The organism is Pseudomonas sp. B111 (genome assembly GCF_026428275.1).
GTDB classification, from domain to species: domain Bacteria; phylum Pseudomonadota; class Gammaproteobacteria; order Pseudomonadales; family Pseudomonadaceae; genus Pseudomonas; species Pseudomonas aeruginosa.
Map to the genome: position 1 here is coordinate 2,098,923 of NZ_CP097857.1, position 14,762 is coordinate 2,113,684.

The 14,762-nt window shown below is 65.9% G+C and carries 14 protein-coding genes; 4 read left to right on the plus strand and 10 right to left on the minus strand.

The genetic code is table 11. The features are described from left to right. Positions 1-3: 3 nt before the first annotated feature. The 10 genes from M6E97_RS10005 to M6E97_RS10050 all read right to left on the minus strand — a co-directional run bounded on the left by M6E97_RS10005 (position 4) and on the right by M6E97_RS10050 (position 12,117). The gene (locus M6E97_RS10005) at positions 4-2,055 is read right to left on the minus strand and encodes a FimV/HubP family polar landmark protein (protein ID WP_034005760.1); all 2,052 of its coding nucleotides are present in this window, start codon (positions 2,053-2,055) and stop codon (positions 4-6) included. A 276-nt stretch (positions 2,056-2,331) separates the two neighbouring features. Then, the gene (locus M6E97_RS10010; RefSeq protein WP_003091721.1) at positions 2,332-2,766 is read right to left on the minus strand and encodes a MarR family transcriptional regulator; all 435 of its coding nucleotides are present in this window, start codon (positions 2,764-2,766) and stop codon (positions 2,332-2,334) included. Positions 2,767-2,883: 117 nt separating this feature from the next. Further along, positions 2,884-3,900, minus strand: coding sequence for a DUF2804 domain-containing protein (locus tag M6E97_RS10015; protein ID WP_003109306.1), 1,017 nt, complete (start codon positions 3,898-3,900; stop codon positions 2,884-2,886). A gap of 150 nt (positions 3,901-4,050) precedes the next feature. Beyond that, on the minus strand, positions 4,051-5,220 hold the full coding sequence (locus tag M6E97_RS10020) for a diguanylate cyclase (protein WP_023434615.1): 1,170 nt from the start codon (positions 5,218-5,220) through the stop codon (positions 4,051-4,053). Between the two features lie 88 nt (positions 5,221-5,308). Then, the gene (gene recQ, locus M6E97_RS10025) at positions 5,309-7,447 is read right to left on the minus strand and encodes a DNA helicase RecQ (protein ID WP_003091724.1); all 2,139 of its coding nucleotides are present in this window, start codon (positions 7,445-7,447) and stop codon (positions 5,309-5,311) included. Positions 7,448-7,530: 83 nt separating this feature from the next. Then, positions 7,531-7,881, minus strand: a complete 351-nt coding sequence (gene htpB / locus M6E97_RS10030; protein ID WP_003091725.1) for a two-component system sensor histidine kinase HtpB — start codon at positions 7,879-7,881, stop codon at positions 7,531-7,533. A 65-nt stretch (positions 7,882-7,946) separates the two neighbouring features. Further along, on the minus strand, positions 7,947-9,662 hold the full coding sequence (hsbR, locus tag M6E97_RS10035; RefSeq protein ID WP_003098751.1) for a two-component system response regulator HsbR: 1,716 nt from the start codon (positions 9,660-9,662) through the stop codon (positions 7,947-7,949). Position 9,663: 1 nt separating this feature from the next. Next, positions 9,664-9,969, minus strand: a complete 306-nt coding sequence (hsbA, locus tag M6E97_RS10040) for an anti-anti sigma factor HsbA (RefSeq protein ID WP_003091727.1) — start codon at positions 9,967-9,969, stop codon at positions 9,664-9,666. Between the two features lie 314 nt (positions 9,970-10,283). Beyond that, the gene (gene cheR, locus M6E97_RS10045) at positions 10,284-11,108 is read right to left on the minus strand and encodes a protein-glutamate O-methyltransferase CheR (RefSeq protein ID WP_003091728.1); all 825 of its coding nucleotides are present in this window, start codon (positions 11,106-11,108) and stop codon (positions 10,284-10,286) included. A gap of 76 nt (positions 11,109-11,184) precedes the next feature. Beyond that, a complete protein-coding gene (locus tag M6E97_RS10050) occupies positions 11,185-12,117 on the minus strand; it encodes a chemotaxis protein CheV (RefSeq protein ID WP_003091730.1) in 933 nt (310 codons plus the stop codon). A 131-nt stretch (positions 12,118-12,248) separates the two neighbouring features. Here M6E97_RS10050 and flgA point away from each other — a divergent pair, with 131 nt between their 5' ends. The 4 genes from flgA to flgZ all read left to right on the plus strand — a co-directional run bounded on the left by flgA (position 12,249) and on the right by flgZ (position 14,760). Beyond that, on the plus strand, positions 12,249-12,947 hold the full coding sequence (gene flgA, locus M6E97_RS10055; RefSeq protein ID WP_003091731.1) for a flagellar basal body P-ring formation chaperone FlgA: 699 nt from the start codon (positions 12,249-12,251) through the stop codon (positions 12,945-12,947). A 144-nt stretch (positions 12,948-13,091) separates the two neighbouring features. Beyond that, positions 13,092-13,415 (plus strand): flagellar biosynthesis anti-sigma factor FlgM, encoded by a 324-nt coding sequence (gene flgM / locus M6E97_RS10060; RefSeq protein WP_003098742.1) that lies wholly within the window; start codon positions 13,092-13,094, stop codon positions 13,413-13,415. Between the two features lie 54 nt (positions 13,416-13,469). After that, entirely contained in the window at positions 13,470-13,940 is a 471-nt protein-coding gene (locus tag M6E97_RS10065; RefSeq protein WP_003091733.1) for a flagella synthesis protein FlgN, read from the plus strand. A gap of 28 nt (positions 13,941-13,968) precedes the next feature. Further along, complete coding sequence (gene flgZ / locus M6E97_RS10070; RefSeq protein WP_003119635.1) at positions 13,969-14,760, plus strand: flagellar brake protein FlgZ; 792 nt, start codon at positions 13,969-13,971, stop codon at positions 14,758-14,760. Positions 14,761-14,762 lie beyond the last annotated feature (2 nt).

Below are 14,762 nucleotides of genomic sequence, written 5' to 3' on the forward strand. Positions count from 1 at the left end.
AGTTCAGGCGATCAGCGCCAGCAACTCGCGCGCCTCGGCCTTCTGCCACGGGTCGCCGTGCGCCACCACCAGGCGCAGGATGCGGCTGGCCTGGTCGAGATCGCCGCTGTCGATGCAGGCGCGGGCCCGGTCCAGGCTGGCCGAGGCCTCCTCCGGCGGCACCGTGGCCGGCTCCGGCTGGTCGAGTTCGAGGTGTTCGTACTCGGCGACATCCGGCAGTTCATGGAGATTGCTCTCGAACGCCAGGGGCTCCTCCTCCGCCGGTTCCGCCTTGCCGGCAGCGGCGCGGCGCGGCAGGTCGGGGTTGTCCAGGGGATTCTCCAGGGCGCCCCAGTCGAGATCGAGATCGAGGTTGAGGTCGCCGAAGCCGTCGGCGCCCGAGGTCGCATCCGGTTGCTGCGCGGCGGGCGGCTCGGCCAGCGGCAGGTCGCTCCAGTCGTCGTCCTTGGTTGTTGCCGCCGGCGTCTCGGTCGCCGGCATCTGTAGCAGCGCCGGGTAGCGTCCGCGCAACTCGTCGATGGCCTCCGGGTTGCCGCCAGTGGCCAGGGTTTCCTCGGCCAGCGCGTCGAAGCCGGCCGCATCGCCCAGCTCAGCCAGCACCAGCAACAGCTTCATCCGCGCGCTCAGGCGCTGCGGCTGCTCGGCGAGTACCTGACGCAGCAGGTCGCGGGCCTGTCCGTAGCGACCGTAGGCGATATAGATGTCGGCGCCGTCCAGCTTGTCCGCCGCAGCCATGGCGGCGCGCGGAGCGGCGGCCGGAGCAGGCGGAGGAGACGGCGGCGGGCTGGAGGGAACGGCGACCGGCGGCCTGGCCTGTTCCTCGACCTTTGCCGGCGCCGGTGCGGCCGCCGGGGGGCGCGGCGCACGGCGCAGCGGCAGGTTCAGGGCGACCCGGCGCTTCGGTTCGTTCGCCGGGACAGGAGCCTCTTCGCGGCGGCGACGCAACAGCAACACGCCGAGCAGGGCGAGGACCAGCAGCAGGACGATCATCCAGCGCCAGTACTGCGGGTCCGTCGGCGTTTCAACCGGTTGCGCAACCGAAGGCGCGGCCGCGGCGGGCGGCGGCGCTGCGGGCCGCACCACCTGGCGCCGGGCCAGTTGCTGTTGCAGTTCGGCGACCTGGCGATCGCGCTGCAGCAGTTGTTCCTGCAAGGCCTGCAACTGGCGTTGCAGATCGTCCATCCGCTGGCTCAGTTCCTCCCGTTGCCGGGCCAGCGCCTCGGCCTCGGCATCCGCCTGGCGCTGCGCCTCGACGAGAGCCGCCGGAGCGTTTTCCACCACGGCGGCATCGGCTGGCGGCAGGACTTCCACGGCCGCCTCCTTCACGGCGCCGGGCGCGCCTCGCTCCGGCTGGTAGCCGGCCGGCAGGCGCAGGCGCGCGCCGGCCTTGAGCCGGTGCCGGTCGGCATTGACGAAGGCCTGCGGATTGAGCTGGTACAGGGCCTCCATGAGTTGCGCGCGATCGGCGTTGCCGGCACCACGCAGGCGTCCGCTGATGGCCCAGAGGTTGTCGCTGGGGCGAGTCAGGTAGTCGTCGCCCGGCTCCAGCAGTGCCGGGTCAACGACGACCGCGGTACTACGCGGCGCAGGCACCGGCGTCGAGGATTGCCGCTGCGGCTCGATCCCGCTGCGCGCGGCCGGAAGCATGCGCGGCGTATAACCGAGCGGATCGAGCAGTACGGTGAATTCGCGGACGATGCGGCCGTTGGGGCGGGCCACCTCCACCAGGAAATTCAGGTAGGGCTCCTGCACCGGTCGGCTCGAGGACACATGGATGCGATTGCCACCGCGCCCCTGGAGCACCAGACTGAAACGCAGCTCGTTGAGGAACTGCAAGCGTTCCACCCCGGCCGCGGCGAAGACGTCGGCGCCCGCCAGGCGGACCTCGATCTCGTCCGCGCCGAGATCGCCGACGTCGAGCAGTTCGATATCCGCATCCAGCGGCTGGTTGAGCGCCGAATGCAGGGTGATGTCTCCCACTCCCAGGGCGCTCGCCTGCCCGGCCAACAGGCACGACCAGGCACACAACATGACACGCAAGGCTTTACCGGGCATTCCGTTCTTTTCTCCGCACTTCGAGCACACAGCCGGCCAGCGGTCGACTGCTACATCTATTTCACGTTAGCCCGAATTTCGCCCCGTACAGGGCTGAACGCACCACATGGCGCAAGACATGGCTTTTTGCCATCACTGAATAGAGGAATGCCGTGAAAACGGTCAAGATTTTTCGTCAGAAAACCGACGAAAACCTCTGTAGAGGGCTTTCGGACGAAAGCCCAGGAGGTGATGCCATAAAAATGGCGATTCTAGCGGAATTTCGTGACGCAGTGCTCAGCGCTTTTCCAGGTTCGCCAGGATTCGCAAGAGCACCTGCTGGCACAGCGCCTGCTCGGACTCGTCGATGCCGGTCAGTACGTCGTTGCGAACGCTGGCGGCGATGGCCTCGATATCGGCGATCAGCACATCGGCCTTGGGCGTCAGCACGATGTGCTTGGCCCGCCGGTCCTCCGCCACCGCCAGGCGTCGTACCAGGCCCTGGGACTCGAGGCCGTCGAGCAGTCGCGCCAGGGTCGGGCCTTCGACCCCGACCGATTGGGCCAACTCGCGCTGGGTGGGCGAATCGCGATGGCGCGCCAGATGCAACAACACCAACCAGCGCGCCTGGGACAGGCCGAGGTGACTGAGGCGGCGGTCGAGTTCAGCGCGCCAAGCACGGGAAGTCTGGGCTAGCAAGGTGCCGAAATAGTGCTTGTCTGTCTGAGCCATAGGAAAAAGGAGGTCCGATATTTCATTTGACTAATTATTAGTCGGCTAATAATGCCCGTCCAATTTTCCCTCGTACAATGACAAATTGTCGCACGATATGCCCAGGCCAGGCCCCGTCTACCACTTGGCGTACTGGTCCTCGACGAAGCCCCAGAGCCGCTCGATCCTCACCTCGGCACGACCTCGCGGGCGCAGCACACCGCTGAAACAACCGAAGATCTGCTTGAAGTTGCTCGCCAGCAGACCGAGGTTCAGCCGCTCCTGGTGCATGCCGTGGGCCTCGAAGCGCAGCTCTACCTGGCCATCGTATGAACGGATGGTCCAGGGCCGCAGCGGCTGGTCGCGGTCGAAGTCGAAGCGCACGCTGTCGACCTTCAGCAGTTCGCCGTCCAGCCAGTAGCAGTTCTCGGTGAAGCTGGTCTCGTTGACCCCGCACGACAGGTTCAGGCCGACCCGCAAGCCGTCCGCCTCGCCGGACAGGCAAGCCCAGTTCCAGAAGGTTTCCGGGCGCATGTAGCCCGCCGACCAGTCGTGATGGGCGAAGGCGTCCAGCGCCTGCAGGTCGTGGTCGCCGAGGGCGCTGCGCACGTCGCCGCGACAGCGCACGCCGGCCACCTTCTGCGCATAGACCCAGCCGTTCACCGCGGTCGGCGTACACAGGCACATAGGCTGGAAGCTCGGCGCCTCCTCGCTGAAGCAGGCGTCGATGCGGGTGCCATCGTCGAGTTCCACCAGCAGGCGTTTCTCCCGGGGAGCCGTACGGTTCTCCAGGCGTAGCAGGTTGCGCCCCTGGCGCAGTTCGCAGACGCCGTCGTCCGGGGTCTGGGAAAACCGGGTTCCGAACCCCAGCGGCAGCTTGAAGCGCCGCTCCAGCATGCGTCCGCTGGAAGGCTGGTAGAGGTAGACGAAGCCGACGCCAAGCAAGCTCAGCTGGGCCAGGGCGCAGCCGCCGATCAGCTCCGGGCTGATCAGGCCGAAGTACTGGAACTGATGGAAGCGTCGCCATTTGCCCAGGGCCCCCACGCGCCGGCCCATCGGCGAACGGAAGTCGAAATCGCGGTAATTGATGTGCTGCGGGGCACTCGGGAAGATGCCGTAGTGCGGTTGGCCGTTGGCCTGGATCAAGCGCTGCATGGGGTCCGTCCGGAAGTCGTCTCGCGGCGGGGCCGGCAGCTCTGCGAAGAGCGGCCGTGCCTGCCATTTTTTCCTGTCGAACCTAGCATTCGCCGCTTCGTCCCGCAGTCACCGGCGGCGCCAGCCACAGGGACAAAATCGGCCATGGACTCAGGCCACCACCTGATTGCGGCCGAATGCCTTGGCTTCGTAAAGCGCGCGATCGGCATGCTCGTAGAGATCGTAGAGGCGCTTCAGGTCGTTGCCCGGGGTCGGCCACAGGCAGGACACGCCGACCGACAGGGTCACTTCGCGCGCCGTGTCCGACGCCTCGTGCTCCATGCGCAGCGCCTGCACCTGCGCGCGCAGCGCTTCCGCGCGCAGCCTCGCCTCATGCTCGTTGGCGCCGTACAGCAACAGGGCGAACTCCTCGCCGCCCAGGCGCACCGCCATGTCCAGCGGACGCCTGGCATTCGCCTCGAACACCGCGCCGATACGCTGCAGAACCGCATCGCCGGCCTGGTGGCCGTAGCGGTCGTTATAGGCCTTGAAATGGTCGACATCGCAAAGCAGCAGCGCCAGGGTCTTCTGTTCGCGCTGGGCCTGGCGCCAGAGGCGGTCCAGGTGCTGGTTGAAGCTGCGCCGGTTGTGCAGGCCGGTCAGGCTGTCGTGATCCGCCATCACCCGCAGCAGACGGCTGATGAGGAAATGCTCGCGCGACTTGAACTCCAGCAGGTAGCAGCCGACCGCGCCGATCAGGTTGCCGAACAGCAGGAACAACAGGTTGTAGCCCAGCGGTTCCTGGGCCCCCGCCCACCACTCGAAGCCCAGGTAGGCGAGCAGCACCACCAACGCGCAGCTCAATGCCTGCGACAGACGCAGGCCGGCGAGGAAATAGGCGGCGAAACTGACCAGCAGCAGGCCTTCGTAGGGATAACCGGGATCGGCCCGGTGCGCCAGGCCGACCACCGCCGCCGCACCGACGCCAAGGGCGAGGACGCAGGCGATGCTCAGCGGCACCATCAGCTGGATGTGCCGGCGCAGCATGATCAGGCAGCCGCAGACCAGCAGCAGGACCAGCACGCCGAAGCGCACCGCCAGCACGCCCCACAGCGGGGGGCCAGCGAGGATCAGCAGGTCGATGCCGATGAACGCCAGCCAGACGAGCATGCCGACGCTGAGGGCGATGCGTTTCAGCGCGAAGCTGTCCTCCAGCATGTAGCGCCGGTAGTCACGCTCCAGTTCGGGAAGGAAACGCAGGCCGCGGAAACCGCGGTTCAATTGGTCCGCATAGAGGTTGGAACGGGAGTCGTCCAACCGGTCCTTCTGTGTCACGCACACCTCTTCTCTTGGAGGGCTTGGCGTCACAGTAGACGCTTGCGAAGGACGTCACAAGATTGGCGTCAGAAAATACCGGCAAATGGCCATATCACGACTCCAGTTCCACCTGCAGGGCGGCGCGCACGCAGTGCAGCACGCCACTCGGCACCCGCTTGCCGAAACGCTCCTCCAGCGCCGCCACCGGCGGCAGTTCGCCGTCTTCCTCGAGGAAGGCGTCCTGGATTTCGCCGAGGAGTTCCTCGGGCAGATCCAGCGCCTGCTCCAGGCTCACCTGCTGACCGGCGATGGCCTCGGCGAGCATCGCGTAGACGTTCTTCTCGCTGCAATTGAGCTGGCGGGCGATCTGCGCCGGGGTCATCCCCGCACAGGCCAGGCTGGCCAATTCGTGGCGCAGGTCCTGCGGCGGCGCGGCGGGCGCCGCCGGCGAGTCGGTGAGGACATCGAGGAAGGCCTGGCCGTAGCGCTCCAGCTTGCGCGCGCCGACCCCGCTGACCTGGGCCATGTCGGATAGCGAGCGCGGCTGGCTGCGGAGCATTTCCAGCAGGGTCGCGTCGGGGAAGATCACATAGGGCGGCACCGAATGCTCTTCGGCCAGCTTGCGCCGCAGCGCGCGCAGGGCCTCCCACATTTCCCGCTCTTCGCTGCGCACCAGTTGGCTGGCGGCGCTGGCGCCGCCGCTGGAGGAGCCCTTGGCGCGCTGTGGCTTGAGGTCGCGGCGCAGCTCCAGCCGCACCTCGCCACGCAACAGCGGACGACAGGCCTCGGTCAGGCGCAGGCCGCCGAAGCCGTCTAGGTCGACGTCGGCCAGGCCGCGCGCGACCAACTGGCGAAACAGGGTCCGCCACTCGTCTTCGCCGCGCCCCTTGCCGATCCCGAACACCGCCAGGTGCTGGTGGCCGAGACTGCGGATCTTCTCGGTCTCGCGGCCGAGCAGGATATCCACCAGATGGCCGACGCCGTAGCGCTGGCCGCTGCGGTAGATCGCCGACAGCGCCTGGCGCGCGGATTCGGTGGCATCCCAGGTTTCCACGCCGTCCACGCAGTTGTCGCAATGCCCGCAGGGCTGCGGCATCTCCTCGTCGAAATAGGCCAGCAGCGCCTGGCGCCGGCAGCGGGTTTCCTCGCAGAGCGCCAGCATGGCTTCCAGCTTGTGCCGCTCGACGCGCTTGTGCCGCTCGTCGCCCTCGGAACTCTGCATCATCTGCCGCAGCAGCAGGACGTCCTGCAGGCCGTAGGCCATCCAGGCGTCGGCCGGCAGGCCGTCGCGGCCGGCGCGGCCGGTTTCCTGGTAATAGGCCTCGAGGCTCTTGGGCAGGTCGAGGTGGGCGACGAATCGCACGTTGGGCTTGTCGATGCCCATGCCGAAGGCGATGGTCGCCACCATGATCAAGCCTTCCTCGTTGAGGAAGCGCTTCTGGTGGTGGGCACGCAGTTCGTTGGACAGTCCGGCGTGATACGGCAGCGCGGGGAAGCCCTGGTTGCCGAGGAATTCCGCGACCTCCTCGACCTTCTTCCGCGACAGGCAGTAGACGATGCCGGCATCGCCGCGCCGCTCGGAGAGGAAGCCGAGCAACTGCTTGCGCGGCTGCTCCTTGGGCACGATGCGGTAGAAGATGTTCGGCCGGTCGAAGCTGGAGAGGAACTGCTCGGCGTTCTGCAGGTGCAGGCGCTGGATCATCTCCTCGCGGGTACGCATGTCCGCGGTGGCGGTCAGGGCGATCCGCGGCACCTGCGGGAACAGCTCGGCAAGCTGGCCGAGCTGCAGGTATTCGGGACGGAAGTCATGGCCCCATTGCGACACGCAGTGCGCTTCGTCGATGGCGAACAGGCCGACCGGCAGTCGTTGCAGGAAGGCCAGCATGCGCGGCTGGACCAACCGTTCCGGTGCCAGGTAGAGCAGCTTGATCTCGCCGCGCTGCAGGCGCTCGGCGATGTCCCGCTGCTGCTCGGGGTTGAGGGTGGAGTTCAGCGCCACCGCCGGCACGCCGAGTTCGTCCAGGGTGGCGACCTGGTCCTCCATCAGCGCGATCAGCGGCGACACCACCACCGTCAGGCCTTCGCGCAGCAGCGCCGGGACCTGGAAACACAGGGACTTGCCACCGCCGGTGGGCATCAGTACCAGCGCATCGCCACCCTCGGCCACCCGCTCGATGATCCGTGCCTGGTTGCCACGGAAGGCGTCGTAACCGAAAACGTCTTTGAGGATGCGTAGGGCTTGCTCGCGCATGAAGGACTCCAAATCGAGCGGCGCATTATACGCCAGGGAGGCTCGATCGGGCCGGTACCTTGTCGCCGGAAAGGACGAAAACCTCAGCGATAGCGCTGACGTTCCTGTTTGAAAAGGATGCGGACGATGGCGAATTCGCGCTCCATCTGTTCGATCAGCGCCGGCGCCCGTTGCAGGTCACCGCGCCTGGCGCTTTCTTCCAGCTCCTTGCAGTAGCCGGCGAGGAGTACCGCGCCCATGTTGCTGCTGCCTCCCTTGAAGCTGTGTGCGGTATGCCGCAAAGCCTGGGCATCGCCGGCCTGGAGGGCGGCATGCAGGCTGCGCAGGCGCTCCTCGGAGTCGAGCACGAAGGTATCCAGCAGGACCGGATATTCGTCCTCCATGACCTCCTGCAACGAAGCCAGAACACGATCATCGAGATGCGGCGCGGACATTCGATCGCTCCCTGAAGTCGACTTCCGATGCCCTACCCATTAGGAGCACCGCGACGAAAGCGCGATTATGCCTGAGGCGACCAGAAAAACTCCACGGACACCACCTTTCCGTCGGCCGACCACTGGCAACGATCGGACAATTCGCGGATCAGGCGCAAACCCCTGCCGCAGAGGCGTTCCTGACGCTCCACGGCATTCAGCGCGCGCTCCACGTCGAAACCTTCGCCGCTGTCCTCGACCCGCACCAGCAGACGCCCCCCCGCGCCATGCGGCGCCAGGTCCAGGTGCAGCCGCACGTAGCCGTCGCGCAAGGCCTGCAGGCGGCTGACCCGCTCCTGGTAATAGCGGGCGAATCCCGCCGCGTCGCTCTTCATCGTCGAATCGAGGCCGATGACGCCATGTTCCAGGGCGTTCGAATAGAGTTCGGCGAGTACCGTATACAGCGCACCGCCGCGCGCGCGCAGGTCGTGGACCTCGAGCAGCAGTTGCAGCACATGGGGCAGCGGGTTGAAATGCTTGAGGGTTTCGGCGCGGAATTCGAAGCTCACCGACCAGTCCAGCGGACTGCTCACGCCGCTATCGGAAAACGCCAGCGGCGGGCATTGCAGGCCGCTATCCGGCTGCAGCCGCACTTCGAGCATGCTCACGTCGTCCTGCACCGCGCCGCGGAACTGCGCCAGGCTGCGCTGGATCTCGTCGAACAGCGCGGACGGCTGGCGATTGCGCTCGAACAGCTGGAGCAGCCGCGCCTCGCCGAACATCTCGCCAGCCTTGTTGCTGGCCTCGAGGACACCGTCGGAAAACAGGAATATCCGATCTTCGATATCCAGCGGATAGGTTTCGCAACGGTCGCTGAACGCCGCCGGCTCGAGGATTCCCAGCGGCAGGTGGCGGGACACCAGGGCGACCCGCTCGCCGCTGGCGGCGCGCAGCAGGTAGCCGTCCGGCAAGCCGCCGTTCCAGACCTCCACCAGTTCGCGCTGGAAGCTCAGGTTGAGCAAGGTGGCGCAGCAGAACACGCCGACCGGCAGGATGCGCTTCAGCTTGGCGTTCATCTCGCGGAGGATGTCGGCCATCGGATAGCCCTTGGCGGTCATCCCGTAGAACACCTCGGCCAGCGGCATCGCGCCGATCGCCGCCGGCAGGCCGTGGCCGGTGAAGTCGCCGAGCAGCACGTGCATGCCGCCGGACGGCTTGTAGGCGGCCAGCAGCAGGTCGCCGTTGAACAGCGCGAGGGGCGATTGCAGGTAGCGCACGTTGCTGGCGTTCAGGCAGCCGGAATGGGCCACCTTGTCGAACACCGCCTTGGCCACCCGCTGTTCGTTGAGCAGGTGCTCGTTGTGCCGGACGATCAGGTCGCGCTGCTCCAGCACCGTTCGTTGCAGCAGGTGCAGGCGTCCCATGGCGTTGATCTTGGCTTCGAGGATCACCCGGTTGTACGGCTTGGAGAGGAAGTCGTCGCCGCCCGCCTCCAGGCTCTGCACCAGCGCCTCGGTTTCGCTGAGGGAGGTGAGGAAGATGATCGGCACCAACTCCTCGCCGGCCTGCTGCTTGATCCGCCGGGCCGCCTCGAAGCCATCCATCACCGGCATCATCACGTCCATCAGGACCAGTTGCGGCCGCTCGGTCTCGAACAGCGCCACCGCCTCCAGGCCGTTGCCGGCGGTCAGCACGCGATGCCCCTGGCGGCTGACGATGGTCGATAGCAGCAGGCGGTCGGCCGCGTTGTCCTCGGCGATGAGAATCGTCAGGCTCTCGATCCGCGCCGCCGGGGGATTCATCTCAGCTGATCTTGAACAACTGCTCGAAGTTGGAGATGGCGAGGATCTTGCGCACTTCCGGGCTGCAGTTCGCCAGGCTGATCTGCGCGTTCTCGCCGCCGGCGTGGTCGCGCAGCAGCAGGAGCATGCCGAGGGCCGAGCTGTCCAGGTAGGTGGCGTTGCGCAGGTCGACGACATAGCGTCGCGGAGTGATCGCGACGCGCTCGTAGGCGTCGCGGAAATCCTGATGGGCCCCGAAGTCGAAGCGCCCCTGGATCTGGATGGTCAACTCTTGCCCATCGGCCGAGGGCAGCGCAGTGATGGCCATGGAAGTCTCCTGGTAGGCGTGGCGGATCGAGGGAACGCTTGAATCATGTAAGCAGTTCCCCGGCAAAGCGGCAACTTGCCAGATCACCTGACTATCAGAAATATCTGTCAATACAACTAGATCGCGCAGTCCTAAACTGCCCCGCTCCGAGCCAGCCGTCCTGTGCCGAGCGGGCTGCGACGGCGCCGCCGCGCGTGGCGCTCGGAGCCTGGGCAGTGGGCGAAAGTCTCGTCCCACCTGCCCGTCCCAAGCGGACCCGCGCCAGGCTGCCAGGTCACCCCCGGCGCAACCTGGCGCGGGTCCGCTTCCTTGCGCTACTTGGCCCGGTAGATGATGCCCGGGCTGCACTGCACCATCTGGTAGTGGTCGGGCAGGTTGTTCAACGCCTCGGAGGCGCCGAGGAACAGGTAGCCGCCAGGCTTGAGCGTGCCATGGATGCGCAGCAGGATGTCGCGCTTCACCTCGGCGGAGAAATAGATCAGCACGTTGCGGCAGAACACCATGTCGAACTTGCCGAGGCTGGCGTAGCTGTCCAGCAGGTTCAGGGCGCGGAACTCGACGCGGCTGCGGATCGCCGGCTTGACCGCCCAGCGCCCCGGTCCCTTGGCGTCGAAATAGCGTTGCAGACGCTCCGGGGACAGGCCGCGGCCCATCGCCAGGGTGTCGTATTCACCGGCCTTGGCGGCGGTGAGCATCGACCCCGACAGGTCGGTGGCGACGATCTGCACACCCGCCTTCAACTGCCCCAGGTTGGTCTTCTCGAACTCGTCGATGGCCATCGACAGCGAGTACGGCTCCTGGCCGGACGAACAGGCCGCCGACCAGATCCGCAGGCGCTGCCCGCCGTTGGCCTTGATCAGTTCGGGAAGAACCCGCTGCTTGAGCACCTCGAACGGGTAGGTATCGCGAAACCACAGGGTCTCGTTGGTGGTCATCGCGTCCACCACCATCTCGCGCAGGCCGCCGCGCTGGGTCTGGATGCGCTGCACCAGCTCTCCCAGGCTCTTGATGCCCTGCTGCTCCATCAGCTTGTTCAGCCGGCTCGAGACCAGGTACTGCTTGTTGCTGCCCAGCACAATGCCGCAGGTCTTCTCGAGGAAGACCCTGAACAACTCGAAATCCGCATTAGCTGCCGACACGCATAAGCCTCTTCGCCCTGGGCGACCGGAACGCAGCCGGTCGCCCGTATTCACATTGTTGTCGAGGGCCGATCGCTCAGCCCGCGTCCACCGCCTTGATCCGCTCCACCACCCGCGCCGCCAGATCGTCCGGACGGAACTTGGCGAGGAAGTCGTCCGCACCGACCTTCTTCACCATCGCCTGGTTGAAGACCCCGGACAACGAAGTATGCAAGAGAATGTGCAGTTTCTGCAGGCGGGGATCGCTACGGATTTCCGCCGTCAGGGTATAACCGTCCATTTCCGGCATTTCGATGTCGGAGATCAGCATCAGCAGCTCGTCTTCCGGACGCCGTCCCTCGGCGAGCATGTTCTGCAGGTACTCCAGGGCCTGGCGCCCGTCGTTGAGCGCGGTCATTTCCACGCCGACCGCCTCCAGGCAACGGGTCACCTGCTTGCGCGCCACCGACGAATCGTCCACCACCAGCACCCGCTTGGTCACCGCGCGGCTCTGGGTCTCGGCGTCCACCACGCCGTGGGACACTTCCTCGGACGTCGGTGCGACCTCCGCGAGCACTTTTTCCACGTCGATGATTTCCACCAACTGCTTGTCCACCCGGGTCACCGCGGTCAGGTAATGCTCGCGGCCGGCGCCCTTGGGTGGCGGATGGATCTCTTCCCAGTTCATGTTGACGATGCGCTCCACCGAGCGCACCAGGAAGCCCTGCACCTTGGTGTTGTACTCGGTGATGATCGCGAAGCTGTTGGTCAGGTCCTGCAACCCGCGGCGGCCGGTGGCCAGCGCCAGGTCGAGGATCGGAATGGTGCCTCCGCGGATGTTCGCCACCCCGCGCACCACCGGGCTGGACTTGGGCATCACCGTCAGGCGCGGGCACTGCAACACCTCTTTCACCTTGAACACGTTGATGCCGTAGAGCTGGTTACCGTCCAGACGGAACAGAAGCAGCTCCAGACGGTTCTGTCCGACCAACTGCGTGCGCTGGTTGACTGAATCCAAAACACCGGCCATTGGCGCTCCCCTCAGACGGTCGTACCGGACTCCGGCACGACCATTGCTTAACCCGTTGCATGAAACAGGCAACGACAGTTTTTCGACGAATAATGGCCCGTAGCCATACTTCTCTACGGTTTTTACCCGTTTTGCTCGGGCTCGGCTACCTGTGCGCGGCTAACAACAGCCAGGCCCAGGGTTTTACCGCTCCCGAGGTACTTATCGGCTCCACCCAGGGGTTTCTTGAATTCAAGGTAGAAGAATATCTGCAGAATAGCGGACTCGACGGGCGCTACCAGATTCAGGTCAATCGCGTCGACCCGCGCTTGCGCCTGGCCGAATGCGACAGGGACTTGACGCTCAGCCAGGAAAGTCCGGCACAACCGATCGGCAGGGTCACCGTACGCATCGGTTGCGAAGGCAGTGCGCCCTGGACCATCTTCATGCCGGCGCAGGTGAAGCTGTTCCGCCAGGTGGTGGTCGCAGTGCAGCCTCTCAAGCGCGCGCACGTGCTGGAGGATGCCGACATCGCCCTGGTCGAGCGCGACGTCGGCCTGCTGACCCAGGGCTACCTGACCGATCCGGCCCGCGTCGTCGGGCAGAAGCTGCGCCGACCGGTGGTCAACGACCAGGTGCTGGCGCCGGTCTTCCTCGAGCAGGCCGAAGCCGTGCGCAAGGGCGATCAGGTGGTGATTCTCGCGCGCACCGCCACCATCAACGTCAAGATGCCCGGCGAGGCGCTGTCCGATGGCGCCCCGGGCCAGCAGATCCGCGTGCGCAACCTGCGCTCGCAGCGGGTGATCAAGGCCCGCGTGATAGAGCCCGGCACGGTCGAGGTGAATATGTAGAGGGAAAGCCGTGGCCGGTAGCGCTGGCGCTACCCCGGCGGGTTTCTCTAAACTGGGAAACGACGCACGAAAATAAGTCCTAAAGTTTTTCAAGCCTTCGCCGAAAAGCTAGGCAAGCGTCCAATACCTTCGAGGTTTACAACCATGGTCATCGACTTCAACCGGCTGAATCCCGGCAGCACGCCAGCCACCACCGGCCGTACCGGCAGCACCGCCGCGGGGCGTCCCGACGCCACTGGCGCCGACAAGGCAGGCCAGGCCGCGACTTCCGCTCCGAAGAGCGGCGAGTCGGTGCAGATCAGCGAAACCGCCCAGAACATGCAGAAAGTCACGGACCAGCTGCAGACCCTGCCGGTGGTCGACAACGATAAGGTTGCCCGGATCAAGCAAGCGATCGCCGATGGCACTTATCAGGTCGACAGCGAGCGTGTTGCCAGCAAGCTGCTCGACTTCGAATCCCAGCGCTGACCTCGAAGGACGCGCTGGAGGACATTGGACGCCGAATGAACTCCCGAGCCCGAGATGCCTGACTCCCCTACCCTGCTCGATCTGTTCGCCGAGGATATCGGCCACGCCAGCCAACTCCTGCAGTTGGTCGACGAAGAATTCCAGGCCCTGGAACGGCGCGAGCTGCCGGTCCTGCAACAGCTTCTCGGGGCCAAGCAGCCACTGATGCAGCAACTGGAGCGAAATGGCCGGGCCCGCGCGGAAATCCTCCGCGAAGCCGGCGTTTCCCTCGACCGCGAAGGCCTTGCCCGCTACGCCCGCGAGCGTGCGGATGGCGCCGAGCTGCTGGCGCGCGGCGACGAACTGGGCGAACTGCTGGAGCGTTGCCAGCAGGCCAACCTGCGCAACGGGCGGATCATCCGCGCCAACCAGGCTTCCACCGGCAGCCTGCTGAACATCCTCCGCGGCCAGGACGCCCCTAGCCTGTACGACAGCCGCGGCGGCACCGCCTCGAGCAGCCGGCAACGCCCGCTCAGCCAGGCCTGAACCCGACCAGCACACGTATCAAGGCACAGTGCTATCATTGAGGCATTCGTGCCCCAGGAGAGCATTGAAGGTGCCCAACCCGTTCGTCGAAGAAGCGGGGCCGCAACCCCCGAAGGTGCTCAAGGCCCCCGTGGAAATCCAGGCCAACCTGCGCCTGCTGCAGGATAGCCGCGACTCCCTGCTGATCACCTTTGCCGATCGCAACCAGCGCTTCCAGAGCTTCCTGGTAGACATCGACCGCGACCGCGGGATGGTCGCGCTGGACGAACTCATCCCCAACACCGGCGAACGTTTCCTGCAGAATGGCGAGGCGTTTCGCGTCGAAGCCTTCCACGAAGGCGTGCGTATCGCCTGGGAATGCGAGCGCCCGGTGCAGTTCGGCGAACACGACGGCGTTCCCTGCTACTGGGCCGCCCTTCCCGCCGAAGTGCTCTACCACCAGCGCCGCAACGCCTACCGCGCCAGCATCAAGCAGAGCCAGCCGATCGCCGCGGAAATCGCCGGGGAAAAACTCCGCGCGCCGCTGAGCGGACAACTGCTGGATATCTCCGCCACCGGCGCCAAGCTACGCTTCGCCGGCAATGTCGCCGAACGCCTGCATCCCGGCGAGATCTACGAAGACTTCAGCGCCCAGTTGCCACAGGGCGCGATCAGCAGCGCGATCGAACTGCGTCACGTGCGCTTCGACGAAAAGCTCGACGCGACCTTCGCCGGCGTCCGCTTCAGCGAGATGAGCGGCCTCGCCCAGCGCCAGGTGGATCGCTTCGTCTACCAGTTGCAACGCGAAGCCCGGCGCTTCGAGAAAGACGAACTGTTCTGAGT

Excerpts from the sequence above, each read along its gene's own strand:
- M6E97_RS10005 (WP_034005760.1), bottom strand. The coding sequence starts at position 2,055 with ATGCCCGGTAAAGCCTTGCGTGTCATGTTGTGTGCCTGGTCGTGCCTG.
- M6E97_RS10010 (WP_003091721.1), bottom strand. The coding sequence starts at position 2,766 with ATGGCTCAGACAGACAAGCACTATTTCGGCACCTTGCTAGCCCAGACT.
- M6E97_RS10015 (WP_003109306.1), bottom strand. The coding sequence starts at position 3,900 with ATGCAGCGCTTGATCCAGGCCAACGGCCAACCGCACTACGGCATCTTC.
- recQ (WP_003091724.1), bottom strand. The coding sequence starts at position 7,447 with ATGCGCGAGCAAGCCCTACGCATCCTCAAAGACGTTTTCGGTTACGAC.
- htpB (WP_003091725.1), bottom strand. The coding sequence starts at position 7,881 with ATGTCCGCGCCGCATCTCGATGATCGTGTTCTGGCTTCGTTGCAGGAG.
- hsbR (WP_003098751.1), bottom strand. The coding sequence starts at position 9,662 with ATGAATCCCCCGGCGGCGCGGATCGAGAGCCTGACGATTCTCATCGCC.
- hsbA (WP_003091727.1), bottom strand. The coding sequence starts at position 9,969 with ATGGCCATCACTGCGCTGCCCTCGGCCGATGGGCAAGAGTTGACCATC.
- M6E97_RS10050 (WP_003091730.1), bottom strand. The coding sequence starts at position 12,117 with ATGGCCGGTGTTTTGGATTCAGTCAACCAGCGCACGCAGTTGGTCGGA.
- flgM (WP_003098742.1), top strand. The coding sequence starts at position 13,092 with ATGGTCATCGACTTCAACCGGCTGAATCCCGGCAGCACGCCAGCCACC.
- M6E97_RS10065 (WP_003091733.1), top strand. The coding sequence starts at position 13,470 with ATGCCTGACTCCCCTACCCTGCTCGATCTGTTCGCCGAGGATATCGGC.